This is a genomic window from Mesorhizobium sp. M0663 (assembly GCF_040320585.1).
Classification (GTDB): domain Bacteria; phylum Pseudomonadota; class Alphaproteobacteria; order Rhizobiales; family Rhizobiaceae; genus Mesorhizobium.
Map to the genome: position 1 here is coordinate 248359 of NZ_JAMYPX010000003.1, position 24841 is coordinate 273199.

The 24841-nt window shown below is 61.7% G+C and carries 26 protein-coding genes and 1 tRNA gene; 13 read left to right on the forward strand and 14 right to left on the reverse strand.

Features of this window, described 5'->3' with window-relative positions; genetic code table 11:
• Window positions 1–9: 9 nt before the first annotated feature.
• On the reverse strand, window positions 10–819 hold the full coding sequence (locus tag NKI54_RS07605; protein ID WP_023677380.1) for a DeoR/GlpR family DNA-binding transcription regulator: 810 nt from the start codon (window positions 817–819) through the stop codon (window positions 10–12).
• Between the two features lie 187 nt (window positions 820–1006).
• On the opposite strand from NKI54_RS07605, the gene NKI54_RS07610 reads away from it, so the two are divergent.
• The 3 genes from NKI54_RS07610 (at window position 1007) to ggt (NKI54_RS07620) (ending at window position 6837) form a co-directional block, all read left to right on the forward strand.
• Window positions 1007–3109, forward strand: coding sequence for a bifunctional rhamnulose-1-phosphate aldolase/short-chain dehydrogenase (locus NKI54_RS07610; RefSeq protein ID WP_023677381.1), 2103 nt, complete (start codon window positions 1007–1009; stop codon window positions 3107–3109).
• A 125-nt stretch (window positions 3110–3234) separates the two neighbouring features.
• Window positions 3235–4527 (forward strand): L-rhamnose catabolism isomerase, encoded by a 1293-nt coding sequence (rhaI, locus tag NKI54_RS07615; protein WP_023677382.1) that lies wholly within the window; start codon window positions 3235–3237, stop codon window positions 4525–4527.
• A gap of 573 nt (window positions 4528–5100) precedes the next feature.
• Window positions 5101–6837 carry a gamma-glutamyltransferase gene (gene ggt / locus NKI54_RS07620; RefSeq protein WP_023677383.1) on the forward strand — a complete coding sequence of 579 codons (1737 nt, stop codon included), beginning with the start codon at window positions 5101–5103 and terminating at the stop codon, window positions 6835–6837.
• Window positions 6838–6901: 64 nt separating this feature from the next.
• On the opposite strand, the gene NKI54_RS07625 is transcribed toward ggt (NKI54_RS07620), so the two are convergent.
• The 3 genes from NKI54_RS07625 to NKI54_RS07635 form a co-directional block, all read right to left on the reverse strand.
• Window positions 6902–7243, reverse strand: a complete 342-nt coding sequence (locus NKI54_RS07625) for a hypothetical protein (protein WP_292663955.1) — start codon at window positions 7241–7243, stop codon at window positions 6902–6904.
• Between the two features lie 181 nt (window positions 7244–7424).
• Window positions 7425–7874, reverse strand: coding sequence for a hypothetical protein (locus NKI54_RS07630; protein WP_352572214.1), 450 nt, complete (start codon window positions 7872–7874; stop codon window positions 7425–7427).
• 139 nt (window positions 7875–8013) lie between these two features.
• Entirely contained in the window at window positions 8014–8313 is a 300-nt protein-coding gene (locus NKI54_RS07635; protein ID WP_352457747.1) for a DUF1236 domain-containing protein, read from the reverse strand.
• 410 nt (window positions 8314–8723) lie between these two features.
• On the opposite strand from NKI54_RS07635, the gene NKI54_RS07640 reads away from it, so the two are divergent.
• Together NKI54_RS07640 and NKI54_RS07645 are read left to right on the forward strand one after the other, a co-directional pair.
• Window positions 8724–8915 (forward strand): DUF3606 domain-containing protein, encoded by a 192-nt coding sequence (locus NKI54_RS07640; protein ID WP_023677389.1) that lies wholly within the window; start codon window positions 8724–8726, stop codon window positions 8913–8915.
• 102 nt (window positions 8916–9017) lie between these two features.
• The gene (locus NKI54_RS07645; protein WP_156937357.1) at window positions 9018–9284 is read left to right on the forward strand and encodes a DUF6894 family protein; all 267 of its coding nucleotides are present in this window, start codon (window positions 9018–9020) and stop codon (window positions 9282–9284) included.
• 247 nt (window positions 9285–9531) lie between these two features.
• Here the strand turns inward: NKI54_RS07645 and NKI54_RS07650 are convergent, their stop codons facing one another.
• Window positions 9532–9774: a hypothetical protein gene (locus tag NKI54_RS07650; protein ID WP_023677391.1), complete on the reverse strand. Its 243-nt coding sequence runs from the start codon at window positions 9772–9774 to the stop codon at window positions 9532–9534.
• Window positions 9775–9944: 170 nt separating this feature from the next.
• Between NKI54_RS07650 and NKI54_RS07655 the strand changes: the two genes are divergently transcribed.
• The 8 genes from NKI54_RS07655 (at window position 9945) to NKI54_RS07690 (ending at window position 18067) form a co-directional block, all read left to right on the forward strand.
• Window positions 9945–10322, forward strand: a complete 378-nt coding sequence (locus NKI54_RS07655; protein ID WP_352571657.1) for a VanZ family protein — start codon at window positions 9945–9947, stop codon at window positions 10320–10322.
• 537 nt (window positions 10323–10859) lie between these two features.
• Window positions 10860–11507: a GntR family transcriptional regulator gene (locus NKI54_RS07660; protein WP_352691058.1), complete on the forward strand. Its 648-nt coding sequence runs from the start codon at window positions 10860–10862 to the stop codon at window positions 11505–11507.
• 85 nt (window positions 11508–11592) lie between these two features.
• On the forward strand, window positions 11593–12438 hold the full coding sequence (locus NKI54_RS07665; protein WP_352691060.1) for a transporter substrate-binding domain-containing protein: 846 nt from the start codon (window positions 11593–11595) through the stop codon (window positions 12436–12438).
• 85 nt (window positions 12439–12523) lie between these two features.
• A complete protein-coding gene (locus NKI54_RS07670; protein ID WP_023677395.1) occupies window positions 12524–13237 on the forward strand; it encodes an ABC transporter permease in 714 nt (237 codons plus the stop codon).
• A complete protein-coding gene (locus tag NKI54_RS07675; RefSeq protein ID WP_352457755.1) occupies window positions 13234–13953 on the forward strand; it encodes an ABC transporter permease in 720 nt (239 codons plus the stop codon). Before NKI54_RS07670 ends, NKI54_RS07675 begins: the two co-directional genes overlap by 4 nt.
• 21 nt (window positions 13954–13974) lie before the next feature.
• Window positions 13975–15567, forward strand: coding sequence for a gamma-glutamyltransferase (gene ggt / locus NKI54_RS07680; RefSeq protein ID WP_352691062.1), 1593 nt, complete (start codon window positions 13975–13977; stop codon window positions 15565–15567).
• A gap of 912 nt (window positions 15568–16479) precedes the next feature.
• Window positions 16480–17235, forward strand: coding sequence for an AAA family ATPase (locus NKI54_RS07685; protein ID WP_352691064.1), 756 nt, complete (start codon window positions 16480–16482; stop codon window positions 17233–17235).
• Between the two features lie 13 nt (window positions 17236–17248).
• The gene (locus NKI54_RS07690; RefSeq protein WP_352634719.1) at window positions 17249–18067 is read left to right on the forward strand and encodes a class I SAM-dependent DNA methyltransferase; all 819 of its coding nucleotides are present in this window, start codon (window positions 17249–17251) and stop codon (window positions 18065–18067) included.
• 882 nt (window positions 18068–18949) lie between these two features.
• Here the strand turns inward: NKI54_RS07690 and NKI54_RS07695 are convergent.
• The 9 genes from NKI54_RS07695 to murA all read right to left on the reverse strand — a co-directional run bounded on the left by NKI54_RS07695 (window position 18950) and on the right by murA (window position 24833).
• Window positions 18950–19025 (reverse strand) — tRNA-Phe (locus tag NKI54_RS07695).
• Window positions 19026–19400: 375 nt separating this feature from the next.
• On the reverse strand, window positions 19401–19592 hold the full coding sequence (gene yacG / locus NKI54_RS07700; RefSeq protein WP_023677402.1) for a DNA gyrase inhibitor YacG: 192 nt from the start codon (window positions 19590–19592) through the stop codon (window positions 19401–19403).
• Complete coding sequence (locus NKI54_RS07705; protein WP_352691066.1) at window positions 19589–20218, reverse strand: Maf-like protein; 630 nt, start codon at window positions 20216–20218, stop codon at window positions 19589–19591. Before NKI54_RS07705 ends, yacG begins: the two co-directional genes overlap by 4 nt.
• Before the next feature lie 25 nt (window positions 20219–20243).
• Window positions 20244–20462, reverse strand: coding sequence for a translation initiation factor IF-1 (gene infA / locus NKI54_RS07710; RefSeq protein ID WP_006200926.1), 219 nt, complete (start codon window positions 20460–20462; stop codon window positions 20244–20246).
• Window positions 20463–20551: 89 nt separating this feature from the next.
• Window positions 20552–21019, reverse strand: a complete 468-nt coding sequence (locus tag NKI54_RS07715; RefSeq protein WP_352571660.1) for an arsenate-mycothiol transferase ArsC — start codon at window positions 21017–21019, stop codon at window positions 20552–20554.
• A 1-nt stretch (window position 21020) separates the two neighbouring features.
• The gene (locus NKI54_RS07720) at window positions 21021–21506 is read right to left on the reverse strand and encodes a UPF0262 family protein (RefSeq protein ID WP_292663977.1); all 486 of its coding nucleotides are present in this window, start codon (window positions 21504–21506) and stop codon (window positions 21021–21023) included.
• A 2-nt stretch (window positions 21507–21508) separates the two neighbouring features.
• Window positions 21509–22801, reverse strand: a complete 1293-nt coding sequence (gene hisD, locus NKI54_RS07725) for a histidinol dehydrogenase (protein WP_352691068.1) — start codon at window positions 22799–22801, stop codon at window positions 21509–21511.
• A 4-nt stretch (window positions 22802–22805) separates the two neighbouring features.
• On the reverse strand, window positions 22806–23240 hold the full coding sequence (locus NKI54_RS07730; protein ID WP_352691070.1) for a DUF2948 family protein: 435 nt from the start codon (window positions 23238–23240) through the stop codon (window positions 22806–22808).
• Window positions 23241–23540: 300 nt separating this feature from the next.
• Window positions 23541–24833, reverse strand: a complete 1293-nt coding sequence (murA, locus tag NKI54_RS07735; RefSeq protein ID WP_023677408.1) for a UDP-N-acetylglucosamine 1-carboxyvinyltransferase — start codon at window positions 24831–24833, stop codon at window positions 23541–23543.
• Window positions 24834–24841: the final 8 nt, after the last annotated feature.

A 24841-nucleotide genomic window follows, 5' to 3' on the forward strand; every position in this document is an offset into this window, starting at 1 on the left:
GAGTGGTTCTCAGGCCTGCAGCGAAGATTCTTCCTTGTTGGTTGCCGTTGTGCGGGCGATGATCAGCGTCACGCCGGCGGTCTCCAGCATCTTGGCTTCGCGATCCTCGATGGCGTCGTCGGTGATCACCGTGGCGATGCGCGACAGGCCGCACAGGATCAGGCTCGAGCGTTTGCGGAACTTCGAGGAATCGACCAGCACCACCAATTCGTCTGCCTGGTCGATCAGTTTCTGCTCGGCCTGGATCAGCAGCGGGTCGCCTTCCATAAGACCGAGCGGCCCCAGCCCTTGCGCGCCCATGAACATGCGGCGCGCGTAGAAATTGCGCGTCACGTCATTGTCGAACGGCGACAGGATGATGTTCTGCTCGCGGTAGATGGTGCCGCCCGACAGCATCACCGTGTTCTTGGAGTGCCTGAGCAAGTGCTCCGCGATCGGGAAGGAATTGGTGAAGATCGGCATGCGGCGGCCGGTCAGGAAATGCACCATCTGGAAGGTGGTGGTGCCGCCATTGATGATGATCGGCTCGCCGTCCTTGCACAGATCCACGGCTTCCCGCGCGATTGCCCGCTTCTGCGAAGCGTTGATGGTCTCGTTGACGGAAAAGGGCCGGCCGGCAAGGCCGATGAACTGCGGCGGCGAAAGCGCCTCGGCGCCGCCGCGCACCCGGCGCAGCCGTTTTTGCACATGCAATGCCGCGATGTCGCGCCGGATCGTCGCCTCCGACGACTCCGTCAGGTCGACCATCTCCTGCACCGTCACCACAGGCTTTTCCTGGACGGCGGACAGAATGATCCTGTGGCGCTCTTTCTCGTGCATGGTTCCTCCCTGCCGGAGCATCTAGTCACCCAAAGCGCGCAGTGTCAATCATTTCCGATCAGATAATTTCATTGTGCAATGCAATATGACTGATATTGATCGTTTGTGATTGACAAGGCCGCCGCTTGCGTAGAAATTCGTACAAAAGGGACCCGCGCCGTTTGCGTGTCCCAAAGGGAGGATACCTATGCTCGACAAGCGCTCCGGCACGCGCCTCGCCAATCTTTGGGATGACGCAAAAGCGCAAGCAATGAGCGAGCCCGAACGTCTGGTCTATCGCTCGAATGTTCTTGGCTCCGACAAGCGCGTCACCAACTATGGCGGCGGCAACACCTCCTCCAAGATCTGGCAAAACGATCCGCTCACCGGCGAGAGCGTGGAAGTGCTGTGGGTCAAGGGCTCGGGCGGCGACAGCGCCTCGATCAAGCTCGACGGCTTCGCCACGCTCTACATGGACAAATTGCGCGCGCTGAAAGGTCTCTATCGCGGCCTCGAACATGAAGACGAGATGGTCGGCTATCTGCCCCATTGCACCTTCAACCTCAACCCGCGCGCGGCTTCCATCGACACGCCGCTGCATGCCTTCGTGCCGAAGCCCTATGTCGACCATATGCATCCCGATGCCATCATCGCCATTGCCGCCGCCAAGGATTCGCAGGCGCTGACCAAGGAAATCTTCGGCGACACGATCGGCTGGCTGCCATGGAAACGTCCGGGCTTCGAGCTCGGCCTATGGCTGGAGAAATTCTGCCGCGAAAACCCCGAAGCCAAGGGTGTCGTACTGGCCAGTCACGGCCTGTTCAGCTGGGGCGACACGCCGAAGGAATGCTACGAGACGACGATCTCGGTGATCAACCAGGCGATCGACTGGTTCGAGCGCAAGAGCCATGGCAAGCCGATTTTCGGCGGCGAAGTCGTCAAATCCCTCGATGCGCCTGCGCGTCGCGCCGTGGCCGCAAAACTGATGCCGAGGATCCGTGGCCTGATCTCGGAGAACAGCCACAAGCTCGGCCATTTCGACGATTCCCCTGCCGTGCTCGAATTCGTCAATTCCAGGGATTTGCGGCCGCTGGCGGCACTCGGCACGTCCTGCCCGGACCACTTCCTGCGCACCAAGATCCGGCCGCTGGTCATCGAGTTCGACCCCCAAAATCCCGACGTCGATGCCGTCATTGCCCGTCTTGCCGATGATGTGGCGGAGTATCGCGTCGGCTATCAGGCCTATTATGACCGCTGCAAGCACGCTGACTCGCCTCCGGTGCGCGACCCTAACGCGGTGGTCTATCTGATGCCGGGCGTCGGCATGTTCACCTTCGCCGGCGACAAGGCGACGGCGCGCATTTCGGGCGAATTCTACGTCAACGCCATCAACGTCATGCGCGGCGCCTCGACGGTCTCGACCTATGTCGGCCTGCCCGACCAGGAAGCCTTCGACATCGAATACTGGCTGCTCGAAGAGGCAAAGCTGCAGCGCCTGCCGAAACCAAAGGCTCTTGCCGGCCAGATTGCGCTGGTCACCGGCGGCGCCGGCGGCATCGGCCGGGCCACCGCCAACCGGCTGCTGCGCGAGGGCGCGTGCGTCGTGCTGGCCGATATCGACGAAGCAGCCCTTGCCAGCGCCAATGACGAGCTTGCCAAGGCCTATGGCAAGGATTTCGTGCGGCCCGTAGTCATCAACGTCACGTCCGAGGATCAGGTGATCTCCGGCTTTGCCGAAACGGCGGTCGAATTCGGCGGCATCGATATTCTGGTCTCCAATGCCGGCCTGGCCTCCTCGGCGCCGATCGAGGACACCACGCTGACGCTGTGGAACAAGAACATGGACATCCTGTCGACCGGCTATTTCCTGGTTTCGCGGGAGGCGTTCCGGCTGTTTCGGGCGCAGAAGATCGGCGGCAACGTCGTCTTCGTCGCCTCCAAGAATGGGCTTGCCGCATCGCCAAACGCCGCCGCCTATTGCACTGCCAAGGCCGCCGAAATCCATCTGGCACGCTGCCTGGCGCTGGAAGGCGCGGAAGCGCAGATCAGGGTCAATGTCGTCAACCCCGACGCTGTGCTGCGCGGCTCGAAGATCTGGACCGGCGAATGGAAGGAACAGCGCGCCGCCGCCTACAAGATGTCGACCGACGATCTCGAGGAGCACTACCGCTCGCGTTCGATGCTGAAGCGGTCGGTGTTCCCCGAAGACATCGCCGAGGCGATCTATTTCTTCGCCTCCGATATGTCGGCCAAATCGACCGGCAACATCATCAACGTCGACGCCGGCAACGCACAGAGCTTTACGCGATAAGCAGTCGTTTGAGGGTTGGCGCCGACGCCGGAGCTTTACCCTTCTCCCCGTCACCATACGGGGAGAAGGTGCCGGCAGGCGGATGAGGGGCAGCGCCAACCGAACGCATTTGGGAGGAAACTTTAGTGTCCGAAACCATCATCTCCGCCGATGTTGTCGAGAAAGACAATGCCGCGCGCAACGCCAATCTCAAGCGCGACTACGAGTCTCTCGGCGAGCGCCTCGACCGCCGCGGCATCGCCATCGACGCCATCCGCGACAAGGTCGAGAAATTCGCCGTCGCCATCCCGTCCTGGGGCGTCGGCACCGGCGGCACCCGCTTTGCCCGCTTTCCCGGCGCCGGAGAGCCGCGTGACATTTTCGACAAGATCGAGGACTGCGCCGTCATCCGGCAATTGACGCAGGCGACGCCGACCGTCTCGCTGCATATTCCCTGGGACAAGGCCGATCCGAACCGGCTGAAGCAGGCGGCATCCCGCTTCGGCCTCGGCTTCGACGCCATCAACTCCAACACCTTCTCCGACGCCAGGGACCAAAAACTTTCCTATAAATTCGGCTCGCTGTCGCATGCCGATGCAGCAACACGCCGGCAGGCGGTCGAGCACAATCTCGAATGCATCGAGATCGGCAGGACGCTGGGCTCCAAAGCGCTGACGGTATGGATCGGTGACGGCTCGAACTTTCCCGGCCAGGTCAATTTCGCCAAGGCATTCGAGCGCTATCTCGACGCGATGAAGGAGATCTATGCCGGACTGCCGGACGGCTGGAAACTGTTCACCGAGCACAAGATGTACGAGCCGGCCTTCTATTCGACCGTCGTGCAGGATTGGGGCACCAACTACATCATCGCCAAAGAGCTTGGCGACAAGGCGTTCTGTCTGGTCGACCTTGGCCATCACGCCCCCAACGTCAACATCGAGATGATCGTGTCGCGACTGATCCAGTTCAAGAAACTTGGCGGCTTCCATTTCAACGATTCGAAATACGGCGACGACGATCTCGACGCCGGCTCGATCGATCCCTACCGGCTGTTCCTCGTCTTCAATGAACTGGTCGATGCCGAGCTTTCAGGTGCAGAAGGGTTCGATCCGGCTCACATGCTCGACCAGAGCCACAACGTCACCGACCCGATCGAAAGCCTGATGCTGTCGGCAATTGAGGTGCAGCGCGCCTATGCTCAGGCGCTGCTGGTCGACCGCAAGGCGCTCGAAGGTTTCCAGGACGCCAATGACGCGCTGATGGCGACGCAGACGCTGAAGATAGCCTATCGCACCGACGTCGAGCCGATCCTTGCCATGGCGCGGCTGAAGACCGGCGGCGCCATCGATCCGGTCGCCGCCTACCGCGCCGCCGGCTACCGAGCGAAGGTCGCAGCCGAACGGCCGGCGGTGGCGAGCGTCGGCGGCGGGATTGTTTGATGTTGGGGGTGAAAATGAAAAACCCGCCACGAAGGGCGGGTCGTTGGAGCCAATTAGCACCACACTCAAATTAGTAGCATAGCTGCCGGCACAAAGCAAGAACAAAATTGCTGTAACGTGAAAATTCTGGGAGCCGCGATGAAGCGTGGCCTTGTTTCCAACGCTGCGGCGCTCAGAAGTAACGGCATGGATCCTAGGGTCTCCGCGACGTCGCTTCGCTCCTGCTCCGCCCTAGGATGACGAAGGCGTGAGGGCCTACAGCTAATCGCAGATGTTGGGGATTGGCGGCTGATGGCAATGGCAAACGTTGCAGGCTGGCGGCTGCTGGCAAATCGCAAACTTTCGGGATTAGCCGATCCCTCCCTCCCTTCGTCATCCTAGGGCGGAGCAGGAGCGAAGCGACGTAGCGGAGACCCTAGGATCCATGCCGTTGCAGTCGCCGAAGATTGCAACGGCGGTTGCGAGGCGAACCGGCACAGGCGTGCGAACCCTCCCGATTCTTTCGATCTTCGCAGTAGACTCAACCGCTCCAAGCGCGTTTCCTAGGCCTACCCCACGCCTCGGAGTACGGCCATGCACAACACCCGCCGAACCCTAATCGCCGTAAGCCTTTCCCTCACCCTGACCTTCGTACCCTTCCTCGCCTATGCCGCCTCGCCGCAGCCGGCGAAGGGCGAGCACGGCATGGTGGTGACCGCCCAGCACCTTGCGTCTGAGGTCGGCGTCGAGGTGCTGAAGCAGGGCGGCAACGCGGTCGATGCCGCCGTCGCCGTCGGCTATGCGCTGGCCGTGGTCTATCCGACCGCCGGCAATATCGGCGGTGGCGGCTTCATGACCATCCGCTTCAAGGACGGCCGCTCGACCTTCCTCGATTTTCGCGAGCGCGCGCCGCTGGCCGCGACCAAAACCATGTATCTCGACAAGGACGGCAAGCCGGTAAAAGGCGCCAGTCTCGACGGCTATCTGGCGGTCGGCGTGCCGGGCTCGGTCGCTGGTTTCGAAATGGCGCGGGAGAAATACGGCACGCTGTCGCGGCAGGACTTGCTGGCGCCGGCCATCCGCTTTGCCAAAGAAGGCTTCGTGCTGGAGCAGGGCGATGCGGCCTCGCTCCAGGGCGGCGCGGAGCGGTTGGCCAGGGACCCAGCGGCGGCGGCCATTTTCCTCAAGCCGGACGGCAAGCCTTATGCTGTCGGCGAGCGCCTTGTTCAGCCCGATCTCGCGGCTTCGCTTGCCGCCATTTCCGAACGCGGGGCGGATGCCTTCTACAAAGGCGCGACCGCCGACGCCATCGTCAAGGCGAGTGGCGAGAAGGGCGGCATTCTGGCCAGGGCTGATTTCGAAAACTATGCGGTGCGCGAGCTCAAGCCGGCGACCTGCAATTACCGCGGCTACGAGATCATTTCCTCGCCGCCGCCGAGCTCCGGCGGCGTCATCATCTGCGAGATCCTCAACGTGCTTGAGTTCTATCCGTTGTCCTATCTCGGCGCCGGTTCGGCCGAGACGGTTCACGTCATGGTCGAGGCGATGCGCCACGCCTATGTCGACCGCAATTCGGCGCTCGGCGATCCCGGCTTCATCGACAATCCGGTCGCAAAACTGCTCGACAAGAATTACGCCAGGGAAATTCGCGAAAAGATCGATCCGTTCCGGGCCGGCGTCTCGCAGGAATTGATGCCGAAGGGCTTTGGCGAGAGCAACGAGACGACGCATTTTTCGATCATCGACAATGACGGCAATGCCGTCGCGGTAACCTACACGCTGAACGGCTCTTTCGGCGCCGGCGTTGTCGCCGCCGGCACCGGCATCCTGCTCAACAACGAGATGGACGATTTCACCCAGAAACCCGGCGTGCCCAATCTCTATGGCCTCGTCCAGGGCGAGGCGAATGCGATTGCGCCGAAAAAGACGCCGCTGTCGTCGATGAGCCCCACCATCCTCGCCAAAGACGGCAAGCCGTTCATGGTCATCGGCAGCCCCGGCGGTTCACGCATCATCACCATCACGCTGGAGGCGATCGTCAACGTCGTCGATCACGGCATGAACATCCAGGAGGCCATCGACGCACCGCGCATCCATCACCAGTGGCTGCCTGACACGGTCTATATCGAACCCTTCGGCCTGTCGCCCGATACCGAAAAGCTGCTTACCGGCATGGGCTACCGCCTCGATCTTGCCGACACGACCTGGGGCCAGGCGGCCGGCATCCTGGTCGGCGGCAAGAGCCTGGCGGAAATCGAGAAGGGTGGCGGCGCCCGCTACAATGGCGCCATCGACAGCCGCGCCGCAGCCGGCAAGGCTATCGGGTATTAAACCCCAAAAAGTGGGAACCGGTTTTCGGATAAGATCATGGTCAACAAGAAGATTGCGCCTTGCTTCAGGTGACCAGCGCGATCGTCGACGCTATCAGCATCAGCGCCGCGATGCCGACGAACAGGGCGTAGATGCGCGGCCGGTCGAGCAGAAGTGCATTGCCGGATATCCATGCCGCGGTGGCGCCACCAAGCGCGAAAAAGAAGGTGCTGCGGCGCCCGAAGCTCAAGCCGGCAGCCATCAGGCCACCGATGATCAGGGCGCCGAACACGATGATCACGGCGACTGCGTATTTTTCGAAATCGTTGCTGCCGGCGCTCGGGCCGATTGCGTTCAACCTCGACAGATCGTCCGGATCGAACGGGCTGGTCGACCCATATTCGTCTTGACCGACAGGCTCATGCATTATTCGTTCTCCGCAAACCGACAGCAAATCATCAAGCCTCGCCGAGCGCAACCGCTCGCCGAATGTGATCGGCACGGTGTTCAACACTTTCTGGCGGCGGCTTGCCAGAGATTTTTGAATTCGCGCTTGGATCGCCGCCCCGCTGCGCGGCCTGGTCAAGCGCTTTGCCCGAGCTGAATCTTCATGCCGCCCTGGCCAAAGACCGCGTCGCCTGAACGGAAGCCCCAAGCACCGCCTGTGCGGTGTCGGCCTGCCTTTCATCGACATGCGCCAGCACCAGGATCACACCTTGTGCGGCATCCGGCTGGCCTAGCTGCTTGCCGGTACCGGACAATGTGTCGAAAAGTCTGCCGGCAACGCAGCCCAAGGCTGCACCGACGAAGGCCGATGCCAGCCATCCCGCGCCGAGGGGATCGATGCCGGGGATATCAAAGGCGCCGAGGCCGGCCAACAAACCCGCCGCCGCGCCAAGGGCGGCACCGGTGCCTGGACCGCGCAAGACGGCGCCGATTTCGTCATCGTAGGGTCCGATGACACTGATTTCGTGGCGGGCGATCCCTGCCGCCTGAAGTGCTTCGACGGCTCGCGCCGCCTGGTCATGGGAATCAAAAAGTCTGCTGATTGTTCGCATTGAAACTGCCTGTGAGGCCCCCCGGCCCTCGACGGTACGGCGGGTTCCTGCTGAGCGACGACGCCGAGGAACCGCCTAACGCATACGTCGCCCGCCGCTCATTTCCGGGGGGCGGGCGACTACTGCCCGAGCTTTCACGTCACTCGATGATCTTGACGATCTTGCGCGTGCCTGGGTCGACCACGACGGTGCGGTTGTCGACGATGACATAGCGGTATTTGACGCTGGGGACTTCATGAAGCTCGACGGTATCGGGAAGCGTTGAGCCGATATTGAGCTCCACCCCAGGGATTTTCACCGAGGCCAGCGGCTGCTTCTTCACATACTCCTTGATGACCGTTTCCTGCTGCGGTTCGATGACAACGTCTTGCGCCGCAGCGGCGCCGATGCCTGCCAGCAGCAGAAATCCCGCCACCGCGGTGGAAAGATGCATTCTCATGGTCGTCTCCTTTGCGAACTCGGTCCGCTCTTCGCGCCAAGGCTCATTCGAACGGAAGGCAGCTGAAAACGTTCCGTCGACGGGCTTCGGTCCCGCCCGGCAGGGACCAACCGACGTGTTGCCGCAGGACCTAAGTCTGATCCTTGCGCGCAAAGGGCGGGTTTGCCGCGTGACCCGGAACCGCCGCGGCACCTAGCCGTTGCTGGCTGCACGTGCCGGGAGGATTCTTTGGAAAATATCGATGGCGGCTCGCACCGATCCTGGCTGTTTCCATTTCGATCGAATACAGCATCTGCGCAGCCTTGTCCCTTCCTGCGCCGATAGGGTTCGCGCGTCACTTTGGTGGCGGGCGAACCCTCGATTGCAGCGTGCGTCAGTCCAAAGTTGGCCCTGAGGCGAGGAGAACAGAAATGGCCGACGACAAGACCAAGCGAGACTTCAGCGACCGCAATCGCGTTTCGGCGGATGAATATTATGAGGTCGAACATTTCGCGCGGGAAAATGGTGTTTCGCCCAGCCAGGTGAGCAAGTTGATCAAAAGGACCGGCGGCGACCGGATGATCCTCTCGCAGGCGGTGAAGGCATTGCGCGAGCGCAAGTGAGCTGGCGGCGAAGCCAACGGTGGAGAGGCGCTGATCGCGATCGGCCGAGATCCGGCCAGCAATCGACAACGTGCTCGGATGCCGCCGCTTCGGCCAAGCGCAATGCCCCGCTACTTCTTCGATTCCGATGAAGACGGAATCGTCTATTCCGACGATCAGGGAACGTTATATGACGATCTCCCGCTGCTCAGGAAAGAAGCCCTTCGCACATTGGCCGAGATGGCCAGGGATGGCCTTCCTCATCGCAGGATTGCAGTCAAGGTCCGGGACGACCGTGGCGGTCTGGTCCTTGAAGTGGCTTTGACCTTTGCCGTTGAAACGCGGCACTTCGACGAGCGGATTTTCCAGATCGACTTGCGCACGAACTGACGGCTCGATCATCATCGCGCCGACCATCATCAGATTTCTGGTGCAGCGGCATCTTCCCCTGGCGCGGAACATTAGAAGTCTCTAATTGTTATCTTAAGCAGCGGGAACCTCCCAGGATTCTGCTGCAGATCGGGTGCAACCCGGTCGGCCCGCGCCCTCCGCCAGAGGCGCGGGCTTCGTTTGTTTAGCCGATGCGCAACGCCATGCGGCGGCAGCATATTGGAGACCTGCGGGAGCACTAGTAACATCAGTCGCTACCGCGGCGCCCTGGCGCCCAGGCAACGGAGCCCGTCGTCCGACAGGGCGGCGGGCTTTTTTGACGCGGGTCGGTCATCACGCAATCGATGGAATTCTGGCCGGCGCTGATTCGTGTGGCATGGGGTAAGGTGCCCTGACGCAGCGCCGGCCACGCGGAAATCAGGTCCGCCGCAGCCAGATAGTAGCCGCGTTGGCGCAGCAGGTAATTGCGTGATCGCGGAAGCCGCACCATTGCAGAGCCCTCCCCAGCAGTTCGGCCTGCCCAGCGGCTGACCCGAGGCATTCATTCATTCTGACGATGCACCGGACGCCCCGACGGCGGAAATTGGACGCCGCGCTCGCTCGCGACTATGGCGGCCGGCGGTATTCCCTGCAGATTTCGGACGAAAGGCCATTCTACCCTTGTTGCGCCTGGATTCTTATCAGATCGTGGCAAGGATTGCCTTTCCGGCCGCGTTTGCCGGCGTTCTGCTGTTCGCCCTTCTGCCGGAGCGGCTCTTGCAGGGTCTTGGCCTGGCTTTCACGTTTGATCACGACAAGCTCAATCACGCCGCCGCCTTCGTCGTCCTGGCGGCTCTCGGAAGTCTCGGCTGGCCGGAACGCAAGGCGAAGCTGATCGTACTCCTCGTTCTCACGGGTGCGGCGATCGAGGGGCTTCAGGCCGTGCAACTGATAGGGCGCGACCCGGATTTATTCGACTGGGTGGCCGACTGCGCGGGAATCGCGTGCGGACTGATGGTTGCAGGCTGGACAAAGCGGCTCGCCGGCGGATTGCCATAGCTCGAAAGCGCATAACGGAATCGGCGCGCCCATGCCCCAATAAGGGGAAAATGGCCGGCGCCACTTGGGGGGCGCGTTGGGGTAAGTTGCCTGATGGGGCGCCGGCCAGGCGGAAAAATTACGTCCGCCGCAAAGTAACATAGCAGGAACGGCAATGCGCGGCAGTAGCGTGATCGCGGAAGGTCCGCGCTCGCGCCTCCGGTGCGGTGACCCGTTTTGGGTCAACAATTCTGGCACCTGAATTGCACTGTAGGCAATGCCGGGGAATCCCGGCAATCGTCCCCGAATATGGGGCCTCGCCGCTTCGCAAATGGAGCGGCGGGCCTTTTTGCCGGATGTTGAAAAGTAGGCCGATCAGCGGCTTAGCCGATCACAGTGTGCTTAGCCCGATTTCCCCTACCAAGTGCTTATTCTCACAAGAGAAATTCCAAAGCGCCCAAGCATCGGTGCTTGACACAGGTTTCGAGAACTGGATAAGTGGATACACAGATACGCTCTGATCGGACCCAAGACATGGCAGCTGACGCAATCGAGCCGTTGGGCATCACGACCGCCGAGGAGGAAGCTTATCGCCACATTCAGCGGGCCCTGAGGATGGGGCGTTATCGGGCCGGGGACCGGCTGATCCCGGAAGAGATCGCGACGGAAATCGGCATGAGCCGCATGCCGGTTCGCGAAGCATTCCGCCAACTGGCCGCGGAAGGTCTTGTGCTCATTCGCCCGAACCGTGGCTGCATCGTCGCCGGGCTTACCCTCGATGAGATCTACGAAACATTTGAAATACGCTCGGTGCTCGAAGGGCTGGCGGTGAGGCTTGCCATGCCGCACATCGATGTCGAAGTGCTTGAAGAACTGGAACGCCAGCTCGACCGGATGGAGCGCGCCAGCCAGACCGGCAGCAGCGACTGGGTCGTGCGCCATCAGGCCTTCCATTTGCAGATTTGCCAATTGAGCAACAGACCCAAGCTGGTCCGGCAGATTGTCAGCCTGCACGTCGTGATCGAGCCCTACCTGCGCATCTGGTTCGACTATGTCGACAAACCCGCCAGCGCGCGTGCCGAGCACGAGATCCTGATCGACGTGCTGCGGTCAGGTGATGCCGGCAAGGCTGAGATCGTCATGCGGGATCATATCGTCGAGACAGCGCCGCTTCTGGCCAACTTCGCAAGTCCCGGCCGCCGCTAGGGAATACCATCTAACTCGTTGAAGCCGGAAGATAATCCGGCACGACGAAAGGGAACTGCCATACCGGCAAAAAGAGGAGAATGATATGAAAATTAGCCGCATCGCAGCCATTGCGTCGGTCCTGTTCGGCCTGGTCCAGGCCGCCGTTGCACAAGAAACACCAAAGGCAATTACCATTGCCACCGAAGGAGCCTACGCGCCCTGGAATTTCACAACAGCCGACGGCAAGCTGGACGGCTTCGAAGTCGATCTCGCCAATGATCTGTGCGGGCGAATGAAGATCGAGTGCAAGATCGTCGCACAGGACTGGGACGGCATGATCCCCGCGCTGACCGTCGGCAAGTTCGACGTGATCATGGCGAGCATGTTCATCACTGAAAAACGTCTGAAGATCATTGACTTTACCCAGCCATATGCGGTGGATCCCTCAGGTTTCGCGGTCGCCAAGGATAGCGAACTGGGCAAGCTCGGCATCTCCAACGAGCGGTTGAAGCTGGAGAATGAACCCTCTGCGCAGGCGGCAATCGACAAGCTCAAGCCATTGCTGAAGGGAAAGATCATTGGAGTTCAGGCTGCAACGGCGAACCTGGAATTTGTGAAAAAATACTTCTCGGACGTCGCCGAGATTCGCGAATACAAGACCACCGAGCAACACGATCTCGATCTCGCCGCGGGTCGTATCGACGCGCTCTTCGCGCAACAGACAGCGCTGGCCGCCACGCTGAGCAAGCCGGAGTTCAGCGACTATACGCTTGCAGGACCAGGATTTGTCGGGGGTCTCTTCGGTCTTGGCTCCGGGGCCGGTATCCGCAAAGAGGACACCAAGCTGAAAGACATGCTCAACGGCGCCATCGACGCCGCGACCGCCGACGGCACGATCAAAACCCTGTCGCTTAAATGGCTCAAGAGCGACGTCACTCCAGTCAAGTAAGCGCTTGCCGGCGAACGGCCATTCCTGACCACGTTCCGGAGCTGAGCCGTTCGTCCTGCCGGGGGTATCAATGCCGGGGGTATCAATGGTTGACGCATTCCGGCTGCTTGGTTTCCAGCACGGAGGTTGGGGGGCTGCTCTTCTCATGGCGGCCTCGGTCACAGTGCTCCTGTCTGTGCTGGGCTTTGCGCTTGGCGCTGTATTTGGCGGGCTGGCAGCGGCCGGGCGTCTCCGCAACTCCAAGGTATTGAGGTTCTTGGCCCTTGGCTACTGCACGGTTTTCAGGGGCGTGCCCGACCTTCTGACCATTTATCTGCTTTACTATGGAGGAAGCGTCGCCCTGACCTCGCTTGGTCATAGCCTGGGCGGGTCCGGATTCGTCGGCGTTCCGGCCTTTGCCACTGGAACCTTGGCTATCGCGATCATCTCGGGCGCCTATCAAGCCGAGGTCTATCGAGGGGCTTACCTCGCCATCGACCAGGGACAGCACGATGCCGCTTGCGCGCTTGGTCTCAACCGGCTGCAGCGGCTGCGACAGGTTATTTTTCCCCAGCTCCTGAGATACGCGCTGCCAGGTCTCGGCAATGTGTGGCAGTTGGTTCTGAAGGACTCGTCGCTGATATCGGTAATCGGCCTCGTTGAACTGATGCGCCAGGCGCAGATCGCTGCAGGTTCGACCCGTGAACCGTTCATCTTCTACATTGCTGCAGCCTTGCTCTATCTGGCTATCGCTTCCGTCACGGGCCACGCCTTTTACCGTCTGGAACGGAAGGCGCCGTGGCGCGTCCGGTCGGCATGATAGATTTCAGTTTTTTCCTCGAAATCCTGCCGAAGCTACTCGCCGGCCTGCCGCTCACGATGGAACTGGCCCTGACTTCCATCGTTGCCGGCTTCGTTCTTGCCGTCACATTGGCGCTTGCCCAGCAATCGGAATCGCCCTTCGTCGTCTTGCCGATCCGTGGCTTCGTTGCCGTGTTCAGGGGCACGCCTCTGCTGGTGCAGATTTTTCTGACCTATTATGGCCTTGGTCAGTTCCGGCACCAACTGTCGGCAATTGGATTATGGGCCGTTTTCCGCGAACCCTACTGGTGCGCAATCATCGCGCTGACACTCAACACCACCGCCTATGGCAGCGAAATCCTCCGCGGCGCGATTCAATCGGTGCCACGCGGCCTTGTCGAGGCGGCCCGGTCTGTCGGCCTGTCCACCTATTTGACCTATCGGCACGTTATCCTGCCGCTGGCCTTTCGCCAGGCGCTGCCGAGTTACGGCAATGAAATCATCCTGATGATCAAGGGCACGTCTCTGGCTTCCATCGTGACCTTGATGGAGGTGACTGGAATTGCCCAGGGATTGATCTCCCAGACCTACCGCGCCTTTGAAGTCTTCATCTGCGCGGGCGCCATTTATCTCACTTTGAACTTCGCGATCATCCGGGCCTTGGCGGCACTCGAATACTGGATGTCGCGGCATCTGCGGCACCGCCCCTCGACGATGAGCGACGCCGCCTCTTGAGCACGATCAGAAGGGCATAGTATGCGAAATTTTGAGAAACCAACGCGCTCGGTCGTCGTTTCACGCGAGGCCATGGCCGCCACCTCTCATCCGTCGGCGACCCTGACGGCGGTGGAGATCATGGCGGCCGGCGGCAACGCCATGGATGCCGCCATCGCAGCCTGCGCGGTGCAATGTGTCGTCGAGCCAGCCTCGACCGGCATTGGAGGCGACTGCTTCGCTCTTCTGTCGCGAAACGGATCCGGCGAGGTCATCGCCTACAACGGATCGGGCAGGACACCCGCCGCCCTCACAATTGACTGGTTCCTCGAACGTGGCATGGCGGAGGTGGCCCGCAATTCTCCTGGCTCCGTCACCATCCCGGGAGCCATCGATGCCTGGACCAGATTGCACGCTGATCATGGGCATATGCCTTTCGATCAAATCCTGGCCCCCGCTATACGTTTCGCCGAGGAAGGCTACGCCATTTCACCGCGGGTCCATCGTGACTGGGCGTTGGAAGAAGAACTTCTGGCCTCCGATGTAGCCGCGAAACGGATTTTCCTGCCAAACGGCCGCGCGCCAGGCGTTGGCGAAGTGCATCGCCAGCCTGAGTTGGCTGCAACGCTGCGGCTGATCGCCAAGAAGGGACGAGAGGCCTTCTACACTGGCCCTGTGGCCGACGACATGGTCGCCTATCTTCGTGGGCTCGGCGGATTGCACACACTCGAAGATTTCGCCTCGGCAACAGGCGAATACGTGACCCCGATCAGCACGGCGTTTCGAGGCTGCGATGTGTTCGAATGTCCGCCGAATGGCCAAGGTGTGATCGCCTTGCTGATTCTAAATATCCTCTCGCGCTTCGAAGCGCACGGCGACCCGCAATCCGCGGACCGGCTTCACCTGGAAATCGAAGCGACACGCCTCGCTTACGCCGCGCGTGACCTGCTCGTCGCCGATCCCGATGCGTCCGAGGTCCCGGTGGCCGACATGTTGTCGAATGCCTGGGCCGATCGTCTGGCCGGCATGATTGACCTAAAGCGCGCCCGCGCGGACCTGCCGGCGTTCGATATGCCGCTGCACAGCGACACGGTCTATATTTCGGTTGTCGATAAGGATCGCAATGCGGCCAGTTTCATCAACTCGGTCTTCGACAGCTTTGGCTCGGGCCTGGTCTCGCCACGCTCCGGTGTCGTCTTGCACAATCGCGGGCAAAGCTTTTCGCTTGACCCCAAGCACCCCAATGCAGTGGCGCCGAACAAGCGACCTTTGCATACCATCATACCCGGGATGCTTGCGAGAGGCGGCCGGGCAGAAATGCCTTTCGGTGTTATGGGTGGCTACTACCAGGCAATGGGCCACGCGCACCTGCTGACGAAGGTGCTCGACTTCGGGATGGATCTGCAGGAGGCGATTGATCTGCCGCGGGTCGCCCCCGTCAGCGGCACCATGAACGTCCAGGCCGAACACGGGCTCGCTGGCGAAACCGTAGCTGAACTTAGCCGACGCGGTTTCGAAATCATTCCCGCCACGGACCCGATCGGCGGTGCGCAGGCCATTCGCATCGATTGGGCAAACGGGACCCTGCTGGGCGGTTCTGAACCGCGCAAGGACGGCTGCGCCCTCGGTCTGTAGACCGGTTATGGCCAGAGCGGGATCCAAGATGTCGAAGATGCTCTTCATCGACATTTGGCCGGCGAGCAGGAGCCGCTGGCGCCATGGTCCAGATAATTCTTGCACGCCATCGACAATCCGATCGGCGCGAGGTTGTCACCCATGTCTTAGGTACAAACTGTTACCCATGTCTCCGGGCCGTACAGGGAAAAATGGTGCCCAAAGGCGGATTCGAACCACCGACATGCGAATTTTCAGTCCGCTGTCGGTGATTGATATTGTTCAGATTTTAGGCCGAATGTCGCGTTTGTGTCACGTCAAGCCAAAAGCGCCCGCTCGGCCTGAACTCGTTGCCCTGTTCAGCGCCCAAACACGCGTGCCGTGGTGCCGACAGTCATTCAGATGGATGATGGTATGGTTCGGCACTCCTAGTAAGCTCCGATCACCAGGCAATTTAGAGACTTTCTGAGGTCCATGTTCCTATGGGCGCAAGCGGCGCGACGACGGAGGTGTTGGCGCAGGCGGCGGGGTCGGCGTCGTCGAGGCTCGCACGCCTGGAAGCCACGACGACCGACGTCGACCAACGGGCAACCGTGGGGCGCTCGATCGATCAGGAGATGGCACGGGCGACGAGCCAGTTCGACAGCGACAGGCGTGTCAACCAGCCGCAAGCGCAGGCGATCGAGAAGCAATTGCAAGTTCTCAAGTCAACCGGCAACGCTGTCGCGGCTCAACAGGCGGGACTGCACGCCATGGAAAGGCAGTTCCCGCCGCATCGCATCTCCTCCAAAGCTTTTTGCGGCGTCAGCAGGATGCCAGCGAGCGGGGTCAACTCGGCCAGGCGGATGCCAGAGTGTTTACGCTCGCCACACGGCCGCAGCGGGCGAGCTCGCTTCATCCGATCTTTCTGTTTCCTGTTCGGGAGGTCCCTACATGATCATCGAGTTGTTCGGTCCGCCTGGTGCAGGCAAGACGACCCTTCTCCGCGCCCTTTGCCGTGAGCTGGCGACACGCGACATCCGTGTGAAGACGGTCAATGGCTATCGCCGGATTGATTTTGTGTCTTTCGGCAGCGAAGTCGATTCGGTCGAGGATGAAGGCCCGGAGACACGCCATGGCATCCAGCGTCTGGTGCACAAGCTCGCCACCGCGAGTCCGGTCTTGTTCTCGACCCCGCCGAGCGAGGGGGCCGCTGCGCGGCTTTTGGCATCGATCCCTCCAAAAAGTCGAATATGGGCGTTACGTCTGAAGATCGACGTCGTTTTGCTCTTCGAAGCCTGGAATACGGCGCAGGCCTCAGAAGGGTACTTCATTTTCGAAGAGGGCATCGTTCAGGCGTTGTGTGCGCTCGTCCTGTTGGCACGAAATCCAAGTATCGACATGGTTCGTAATTGCCTGACGTTCCTGCCGCGACCGGATCTCCTCATTCAAGTCGACGCGCCCGGGGAAACGCTGCGCCACCGCCTCATTGAGCGGTATGCGCGGCAGCCGTACCTCGAGCGCCTTCTCGAAGTCGGAGTGGTCAGGGGCCTGAAGCAAGCGGATATCGCGAGGGAGATCGGCCAATGCCTGCAAGACAAATGGCCGCTGATGCGTGTCGACGGCCTCGACCCACGCAATTTCGAACAGGTCGTCGCGCGCATCGTGGGGCACGGATTGCCCGCGACGGCATGCGTCGGGCCAGACTAGAGGCGCGAGTTGCATGGTGCTCACGGTGAGATCGTTCGTTGGCATTCGCAGATTTCTACGGGCGCAGCGGCGACCGTTAGGCAGCGTCGATGAGAACCGTGCACCCGCTCGTCGGGATTACCGAGCAAGCCACCAGACGGATGGGTACGGTGCCCATTACTCCGACACGTTCCGGTCCGGCTACTATGCAGCTCTGTGGTCGGGTATCGAAAAGCCTTTGGTCGAACGTATTCTCCTGCCTGTCGGCGGGCCGAACCGGAAATGCCTGGACTTCGCATGCGGCACAGGCCGCATAGCAAATATCGCAGCTCAATTTTTTGGTGAAGTCGTCGGCGTTGACATCTCCCAATCTATGCTGGCTAGCGCACGGGTTCCGAAGAACGTGAAATTGGTCCGCGCTGATATTACGTTCTCTCCGCTTGCCGAAAGGTTCGACGTTGTCACGGCATTCAGATTCTTCCTCAATGCTGAAGATGAGCTCAGGAAGGATGCACTGTCGGCCATCAGCGCGCATTTGAACGAAGGTGGATTGCTAATCTCGAATATCCACATGAATGCGACCTCGCCAATAGGGCTGGTCTGCCGCATTCTGAACCATTATGCAGGAGGGACAGTCCGCCACACTTTGAGCATTAAAGGATACGAGCAGACGCTCATTGCAAACGGCTTTATTGTCGAGCGGATAGTTGGGTACGGTTTTTTGCCGCGACCCGGGAAATTGCTGCCAAGACTCTGCGAAATATTGATCGTGCCGTTTGAAAGGATCTGCGCAAGTGCCAGGATTCCGGCGGAGCTTGCGCAGAATTTCCTGGTGGTTGCCAGAAAGCGGTAAAGCCGGCGGGCACATGAAATTTGAAACCGAGCATTTGCCATGAGGCTGGTCTTTGTTGAAGCTATTGGCAGGAAAGTATCGAGTGTCGTTTTTGGCTGCGCTTCGCTTGGCTCAATCAGACAAAGCGCTGCTCGCCTCTGCGCATCAGTGCGTTTGGCGACGGCGCTCGCCGGTGACCAACGATGCACTTGCCCTTTTGAGGCAGGACGATCGCAAGCATCCAGACGTCGCGAGGTACTTTCGTAGGTTGGGGGATTCCGACAACGTAACGCGGGTTCGCGCCGTAATTTCCAGACGTCTTGAGGTTCAAGTATCTCCCTGCCGATTGCGGGACGCGAATTCCTCGTAATGCCTGCGTATGAACTCCGGTTTGGCCCGATGCCGCACCTGCCGGCCTGTAAGCCTCTCGTAAACAGTGCCCACGCATCTCGAACCATAAAGACCGCATGAGAGAACGTCTGAAAGCGGCTTGCTCGGGCCTTAGCTCAGCGCTGGCGAACCGCCTCTCGAAGCCATCGGCAATATCCTGCTGATCCGCGTCAAGCGCCTCTTCCTCAGCGGATTTCGGCATGGATTGCGTGTATGCAGCGATGAGGATCTGCCTTTTGCGGTCGGCGACACCTATCGCATCCCGGAATTGAGAGACGTCTTCGTCGCTGACCTCTATCGTTCGCCCTGTTGAGGCGGCCTGACCGAATCCTCTGGTATGGCCTTTGCCCCGCGTACAAAAGTCATACCAGATCTCATTCGCTTCGCTTCTTACAGTCCGTGCTCGCTCATCGAGCAGCCGATTGATCGGACAGCAACATCGGCGCGACATGAAATGCCGTAAGTCGCCAAGTTGGCGACACCGCAAGCCATTGATTCTATATGAGGAAGTAGTGGTGCCCAGAGGCGGATTCGAACCACCGACACGCGGATTTTCAGTCCGCTGCTCTACCAACTGAGCTATCTGGGCCTGCTCCGGTGGGCGGCAATCTGCACACCGGGTTCATGAAAGCGCCGTCGGCACCCCTTGAAAGCGCGTGGGTTATAGCACGGGAATTCGGCCTGTCCAGCGCTTAGAGCATGATCCCGAAAAGTGGAATCCGGTTTTCGGAAAAGATTATGCTCAGACAAAAAGCATGATCCCGAAAAGTGGAATCCGGTTTTCGGAAAAGATCATGCTCAAACAAAACGCCAGAACCTGTTCCGTCCGACAGTGCCCTGATGGAACAAGTTCTGGACATTGATTTCAGGCGGGAAACGACAGGCAGTCCGCAAGGCCGATCATCGGTCACGATCGCGGCTGCGAAACCGTCCCAAACCTGTGGAAAACCGCAGGTGGACGGCGCTATTTCTGGTCGTCGTTCTCGTCCTCGTCGTCGCGGCCCGGGATGACGTAGACCCCCTTCAGCCAGCGGTTGAGGTCGATGTCCTTGCAGCGCGTCGAGCAGAACGGGTAGGTTTCGCGCGCCGATGGCTTGCCGCATTCGGGGCAGGGCCGCTTGGGCCGCAATGGCGTGACCTTGTCGTCCGGGCTCATATCCGCGCACCCGACAGCCAGTTGGCGTGCACCTTAAACCCTTCGCCGCTCAAAAGCGCTACCGTCTCGTAGAGCGGCAGGCCGACGACGTTGGTGTAGGAGCCGACAAGCTTGACGACGAAGGCGCCGGCGAGCCCCTGGACGCCATAGCCGCCGGCCTTGCCGCGCCATTCTCCGGATGCGATGTAGGCCTCGATCTCCTCGCGCGGCAGCCGCTTGAAACGCACCCTGGTCTCGACCAGCCGCAAGCGCTGCTTGCCGCCCGGCGTGATCAGGCAGATGCCGGAATAGACCCGGTGCGAACGGCCGGACAAAAGCCCGAGGCAGTTGGCGGCGTCGTCGAGCGTCTCGGCCTTGGGCAGGATGCGCCGCCCGACGGCAACCACCGTGTCGGCGGCCAGCACGAAGCTCGGCAGGTAGTCGGCTTCGCTCTTCAGCGAAGCCAGCGCCTTCTCGGCCTTTTGTGTTGCCAGGCGCTTGGCCAGCGAGCGCGGGTGTTCGGCGCGCAGCGGCGTCTCGTCGACATCGGCCGGCAGCACACGGTCCGGCTCGATGCCGGCCTGCTGCAGCAGCTCGATCCGGCGCGGCGAACCCGAGGCAAGCACGAGCTTCTGCAAAATGCCCATCGCGATCCCGGCCGGGTTCTTGAACTTACTTGAAGCGGTAGGTGATGCGGCCCTTGGTCAGGTCGTAGGGCGTCATCTCGACCAGGACCTTGTCGCCGGTCAAAACGCGGATGCGGTTCTTGCGCATGCGGCCGGCCGTATGGGCGATGATTTCATGTTCGTTTTCGAGCTTGACCCTGAACATCGCGTTGGGCAGCAGTTCCGTCACGACACCCGGAAACTCGAGGACTTCTTCCTTCGGCATTCGATACCTTTGCTTGGATGGGTACTTCCAGCGCCCCGGCCGGAAAGTTGCGCGGAACCTATATGATAAACGTCCGCTTGTGAACATGCTTAATCCGCGGCGTTTTCAGCCCCGGTGCCGAGAAAACGGCGGCCGATCCGCGCCTTCAGCCGCTCGCGCACGTCGCGGTAGGCGGCCATGATCTGCTCGCGCGTGCCGCTGACGCCGGTCGGGTCGGGCATAGGCCAATACTCGACCTCGACGGCCAGCGAGCGGGTGAGCTCGAGCGCGGTGTGGTGAGCTTCCGGCGCCAGCGTCACGATCAGGTCGAAATAATCGTCCTCGAGGTCGTCCATCGTTCTCGGGTGCCGTTCGCCCAGCGACAGCCCTTCTTCGGCCAGCACGGCATCGACGAATGGATCGCGTTCGCCGCCGCGCACCCCGGCCGAGGCGACGAAGGTTGTGGGCGGAAGCACCTTGCGCGCCAGCAATTCGGCCATCGGCGAGCGCACGGCGTTCATACCGCAGACAAACAGGATCGAGCGGGGCAGGATCGGGCGGGGCAGCGGGGCGGCCAGTTCAGCCTCGCCAGTGCAGCACGCAAACCAGCGTGAACAGCCGGCGCGCCGTGTCGAAGTCAATCTCGATCTTGCCGGCAAGCCGGTCCATCAGCGTCTGCGAGCCTTCATTGTGCAGGCCGCGCCGGCCCATGTCGATCGCCTCGATGTGGCTGGGTGTCGCGGTGCGGATGGCATCGTAATAGCTTTCGCAGATCATGTAGTAATCCTTGACGATGCGCCGAAGCGGCGTCAGCGACAGGATGTGGGTGACCACGGCTGCGCCGTCCTCGCGCGCCACCGCAAACACCAGCCGGGATTCGGCCAGCGACAGTTTCAGCCGGTACGGGCCGGCGCCGTCGTCATTGACCGGCTGGAAGCGGTTCTCCTCGATCAGGTCGAAGATCGCCACCGCCCGCTCATGCTCGACATCGGGCGTCGAGCGGCCGATCGTCTCGTCGAGCTCGACATCGATCAGCCTGGCGCGGGTTTGGTCGTAGTCGGACATTTCTACATGTTCAGCCGGATGGCGACGGAGCGTCCATGCGCATCGAGGCCTTCCGCCTTGGCAAGCGTGATCGCCGCCGGCGCCAGCGCCCGCAACTGCTCCGGCCCGAGCTTCAGGATCGAAGTGCGCTTGACGAAATCGAGCACCGAAAGCCCGGACGAAAAGCGCGCCGAGCGCGCCGTCGGCAGCACGTGGTTGGCGCCGGCGACATAGTCGCCGATGGCTTCCGGCGTATGACGGCCGAGAAACACCGCACCGGCATTGCGCATCCGCGCCAGGAAGGCCTCTGGGTCGTCGATGGCAAGCTCGACATGTTCGGCCGCGATGCGGTCGACCAGCGGCAGTGCTGCCTCGATCGTCGGCACCAGGATCACGGCGCCGAAATCGCGCCAGCTCGCCGCCGCCGTTTCTCCGCGCGGCAGGTTCTGCAACTGGCGTTCGACCGCCTGTTCGACCGCTGCGCCAAAGGCACGGTCGTCGGTGATCAGGATCGACTGCGCCGACACATCGTGTTCGGCCTGGGCGAGCAGGTCGGCGGCGATCCAGTCCGGATCGTTGCTGCCGTCGGCGACAACCAGCACTTCCGACGGCCCGGCGATCATGTCGATGCCGACCGTGCCGAACACCTGGCGCTTGGCCGCCGCGACATAGGCATTGCCGGGGCCGACGATCTTGGCGACGGGCTTTATTGTCTCGGTGCCATAGGCAAGGGCCGCGATCGCCTGGGCGCCACCAACACGGTAGATTTCGGAGACACCGGCAAGGTCGGCTGCCACCAGCACCAGCGGCGGCACCTCGCCGCCGGAGGCCGGCACCACCATGGCGATGCGCTCGACGCCGGCGACCTTGGCCGGCACCGCGTTCATCAGCACCGAACTAGGATAGCTCGCCGTGCCGCCCGGCACGTAGAGCCCGACGGCCTCGATCGCCGTCCAGCGCGAGCCGAGCTCGACGCCGGCGGCATCGGTGTAGCGGTCGTCCTGCGGCAGCTGCCGCTGGTGATGGGAGCGGATGCGCTCGCGCGCGAATTTCAGCGCCTCGACCGTCTGCGGATCGGCGGCCTCGTAAGCCTTGGCAATGTCGTCCCTGGAGACGGCGATGCCGACCCTGGCCAGGTCACCGCCGCCGAATTTCTGCGTGTACCCGACCAGCGCCGCGTCGCCCTCCGCACGCACCTTGGCGATGATCTCGCGCACCACGGCGTCGACGTCGGCCGAGACTTCCCGCTTGGTCAGCAGGAACGCGGCAAAGCGCTGCTCGAAATCGGCGTCGGACTGGCGAAGCGTGATGGCCATCACATCAGACCCTGTGGACCGGGCGCGACGTCGCTTCCCAGGCGCCGCCGACATCGGCAAGCCGCGCCTCGACGCATTCGACATCGAGCATGATCGCGCCGCCGCCCGAAAAGATCAGCTCGACGATGCCGGCCGGCTTGTCGAGCGCGAGAAAGCTGATCGCCAGCAGCGACAGCACTTCGTCGGGCTTGTCGCGGGCAATGCCGCTGGTCTTGGCGCCGAGCACCCGGTCGAAATGCAGCACGGCCTGCCGCCGCTCATTGTGCCGGCGCAAGAAGCCGGATTTCGCCTCCCACACGAAGCGGTTCATGGTCAGCACGAAGCGCTTTACAGAAGGCAGGTATTCGAGATCGCTGACCTTCATGACGGCATCCTGGACATGCGCCGAGATGATGCTCAGATCCTGATCGTCGAGCGCGACAAGCTTGAGGCCATTCATGCGGAATTCGCACCTGCGAGTTGATTATTCGACCTTCTGTTAGGCGGTCTTTCCGGCTCGTGCAACCGCGCCGGAGGTCTTGGCCAGGCAATCGCTCCGGTCGGCGCCGCCCCTCATCCTCCTGCCGGGACCTTCTCCCGTATAGGGACGGGTGTAGGGGCTGGCCGCAACCTCGGCACCCTCTCCACAACGCCGGAGATTGGCGAAATCCTTCGCGAGGCGGTCCTACTTCCCGTCCCTATACGGCGAGAAGATGCCGGCAGGCAGGCGAGGGGCAGCGCCGACCTGAGCCTGCTATCGTTACCCCGAAATGCGCTCGATTTCCGCGCCGCAACCAGACAGCTTTTCCTCCAGCCGCTCGAAGCCGCGGTCGAGATGATAGACGCGGTTGACCGTGGTTTCGCCTTCGGCAGCAAGGCCGGCAATGACCAGCGACACCGAGGCCCGAAGATCGGTCGCCATGACTGGCGCGCCCTTCAGCTTCGCTACGCCGTCGACAATCGCCGTCTGGCCGGACAGCGTGATGTGGGCGCCGAGCCGGGCGAGTTCCTGGACGTGCATGAAGCGGTTTTCGAAGATCGTCTCGGTGATGCGCGACTTGCCCTTGGCCATCGTCATCAGGCCCATGAACTGCGCCTGCAGATCGGTCGGGAAAGCCGGGAAGGGCGCCGTCGTCACGTCGACCGGCGAAATGCCGGCGCCGTTGCGCCTGACGCGGATGCCCGAATTGGTCTGCGTGATCTCGGCGCCGGTCTGTGAAATGATGTCGAGCGCCGTCTGCAACAGGTCGGGCCGCGCGCCTTCCAGCACGACGTCGCCGCCGGTCATCGCCACCGCCATCGCATAGGTGCCGGTCTCGATGCGGTCGGGGATCACCCTGACGCGGGCACCCGACAGCGCCTCGACGCCGTCGATGGTGATGGTCGCCGTGCCGGCGCCCGAGATCTTCGCGCCCATGGCGTTGAGGCATTCGGCGAGGTTGACGATCTCCGGCTCGCGGGCGGCGTTTTCGAGCACCGTCTCGCCCTTGGCCAGCGAGGCCGCCATCATCAGCACATGGGTGGCGCCGACCGAAACTTTCGGGAACACATAACGGTTGCCGACAAGCCGGCCGTTCCTGGTCTTGGCGATGACGTAGCCGGTGTCGACATCGATATCGGCGCCCAGCGCCTGCAGGCCTTCGAGGAACAGGTCGACAGGCCGTGTGCCGATGGCGCAGCCGCCGGGCAGCGACACCTTGGCTTCGCCCATGCGGGCCAGCAGCGGGCCGATCACCCAGAACGAGGCCCGCATCTTCGACACCAGCTCGTAAGGCGCCGTCGTGTCGACGATGTTGCGGGCGGAGAAAGTGATGGTGCGCGAATAGCCTTCCTGCTGCTTTTCGCGGCGGCCATTGACCGAATAGTCGACGCCGTGATTGCCGAGGATGCGGATCAGCTGCTCGACATCGGCCAGATGCGGCACGTTTTCCAGCGTCAGCGTGTCATCGGTCAAAAGCGCGGCGATCATCAGCGGCAGCGCAGCGTTTTTCGCGCCCGAGATCGGAATGCTTCCGGCAAGCTTGTTGCCGCCGACAATTCTGATGCGATCCATGAAGAGCG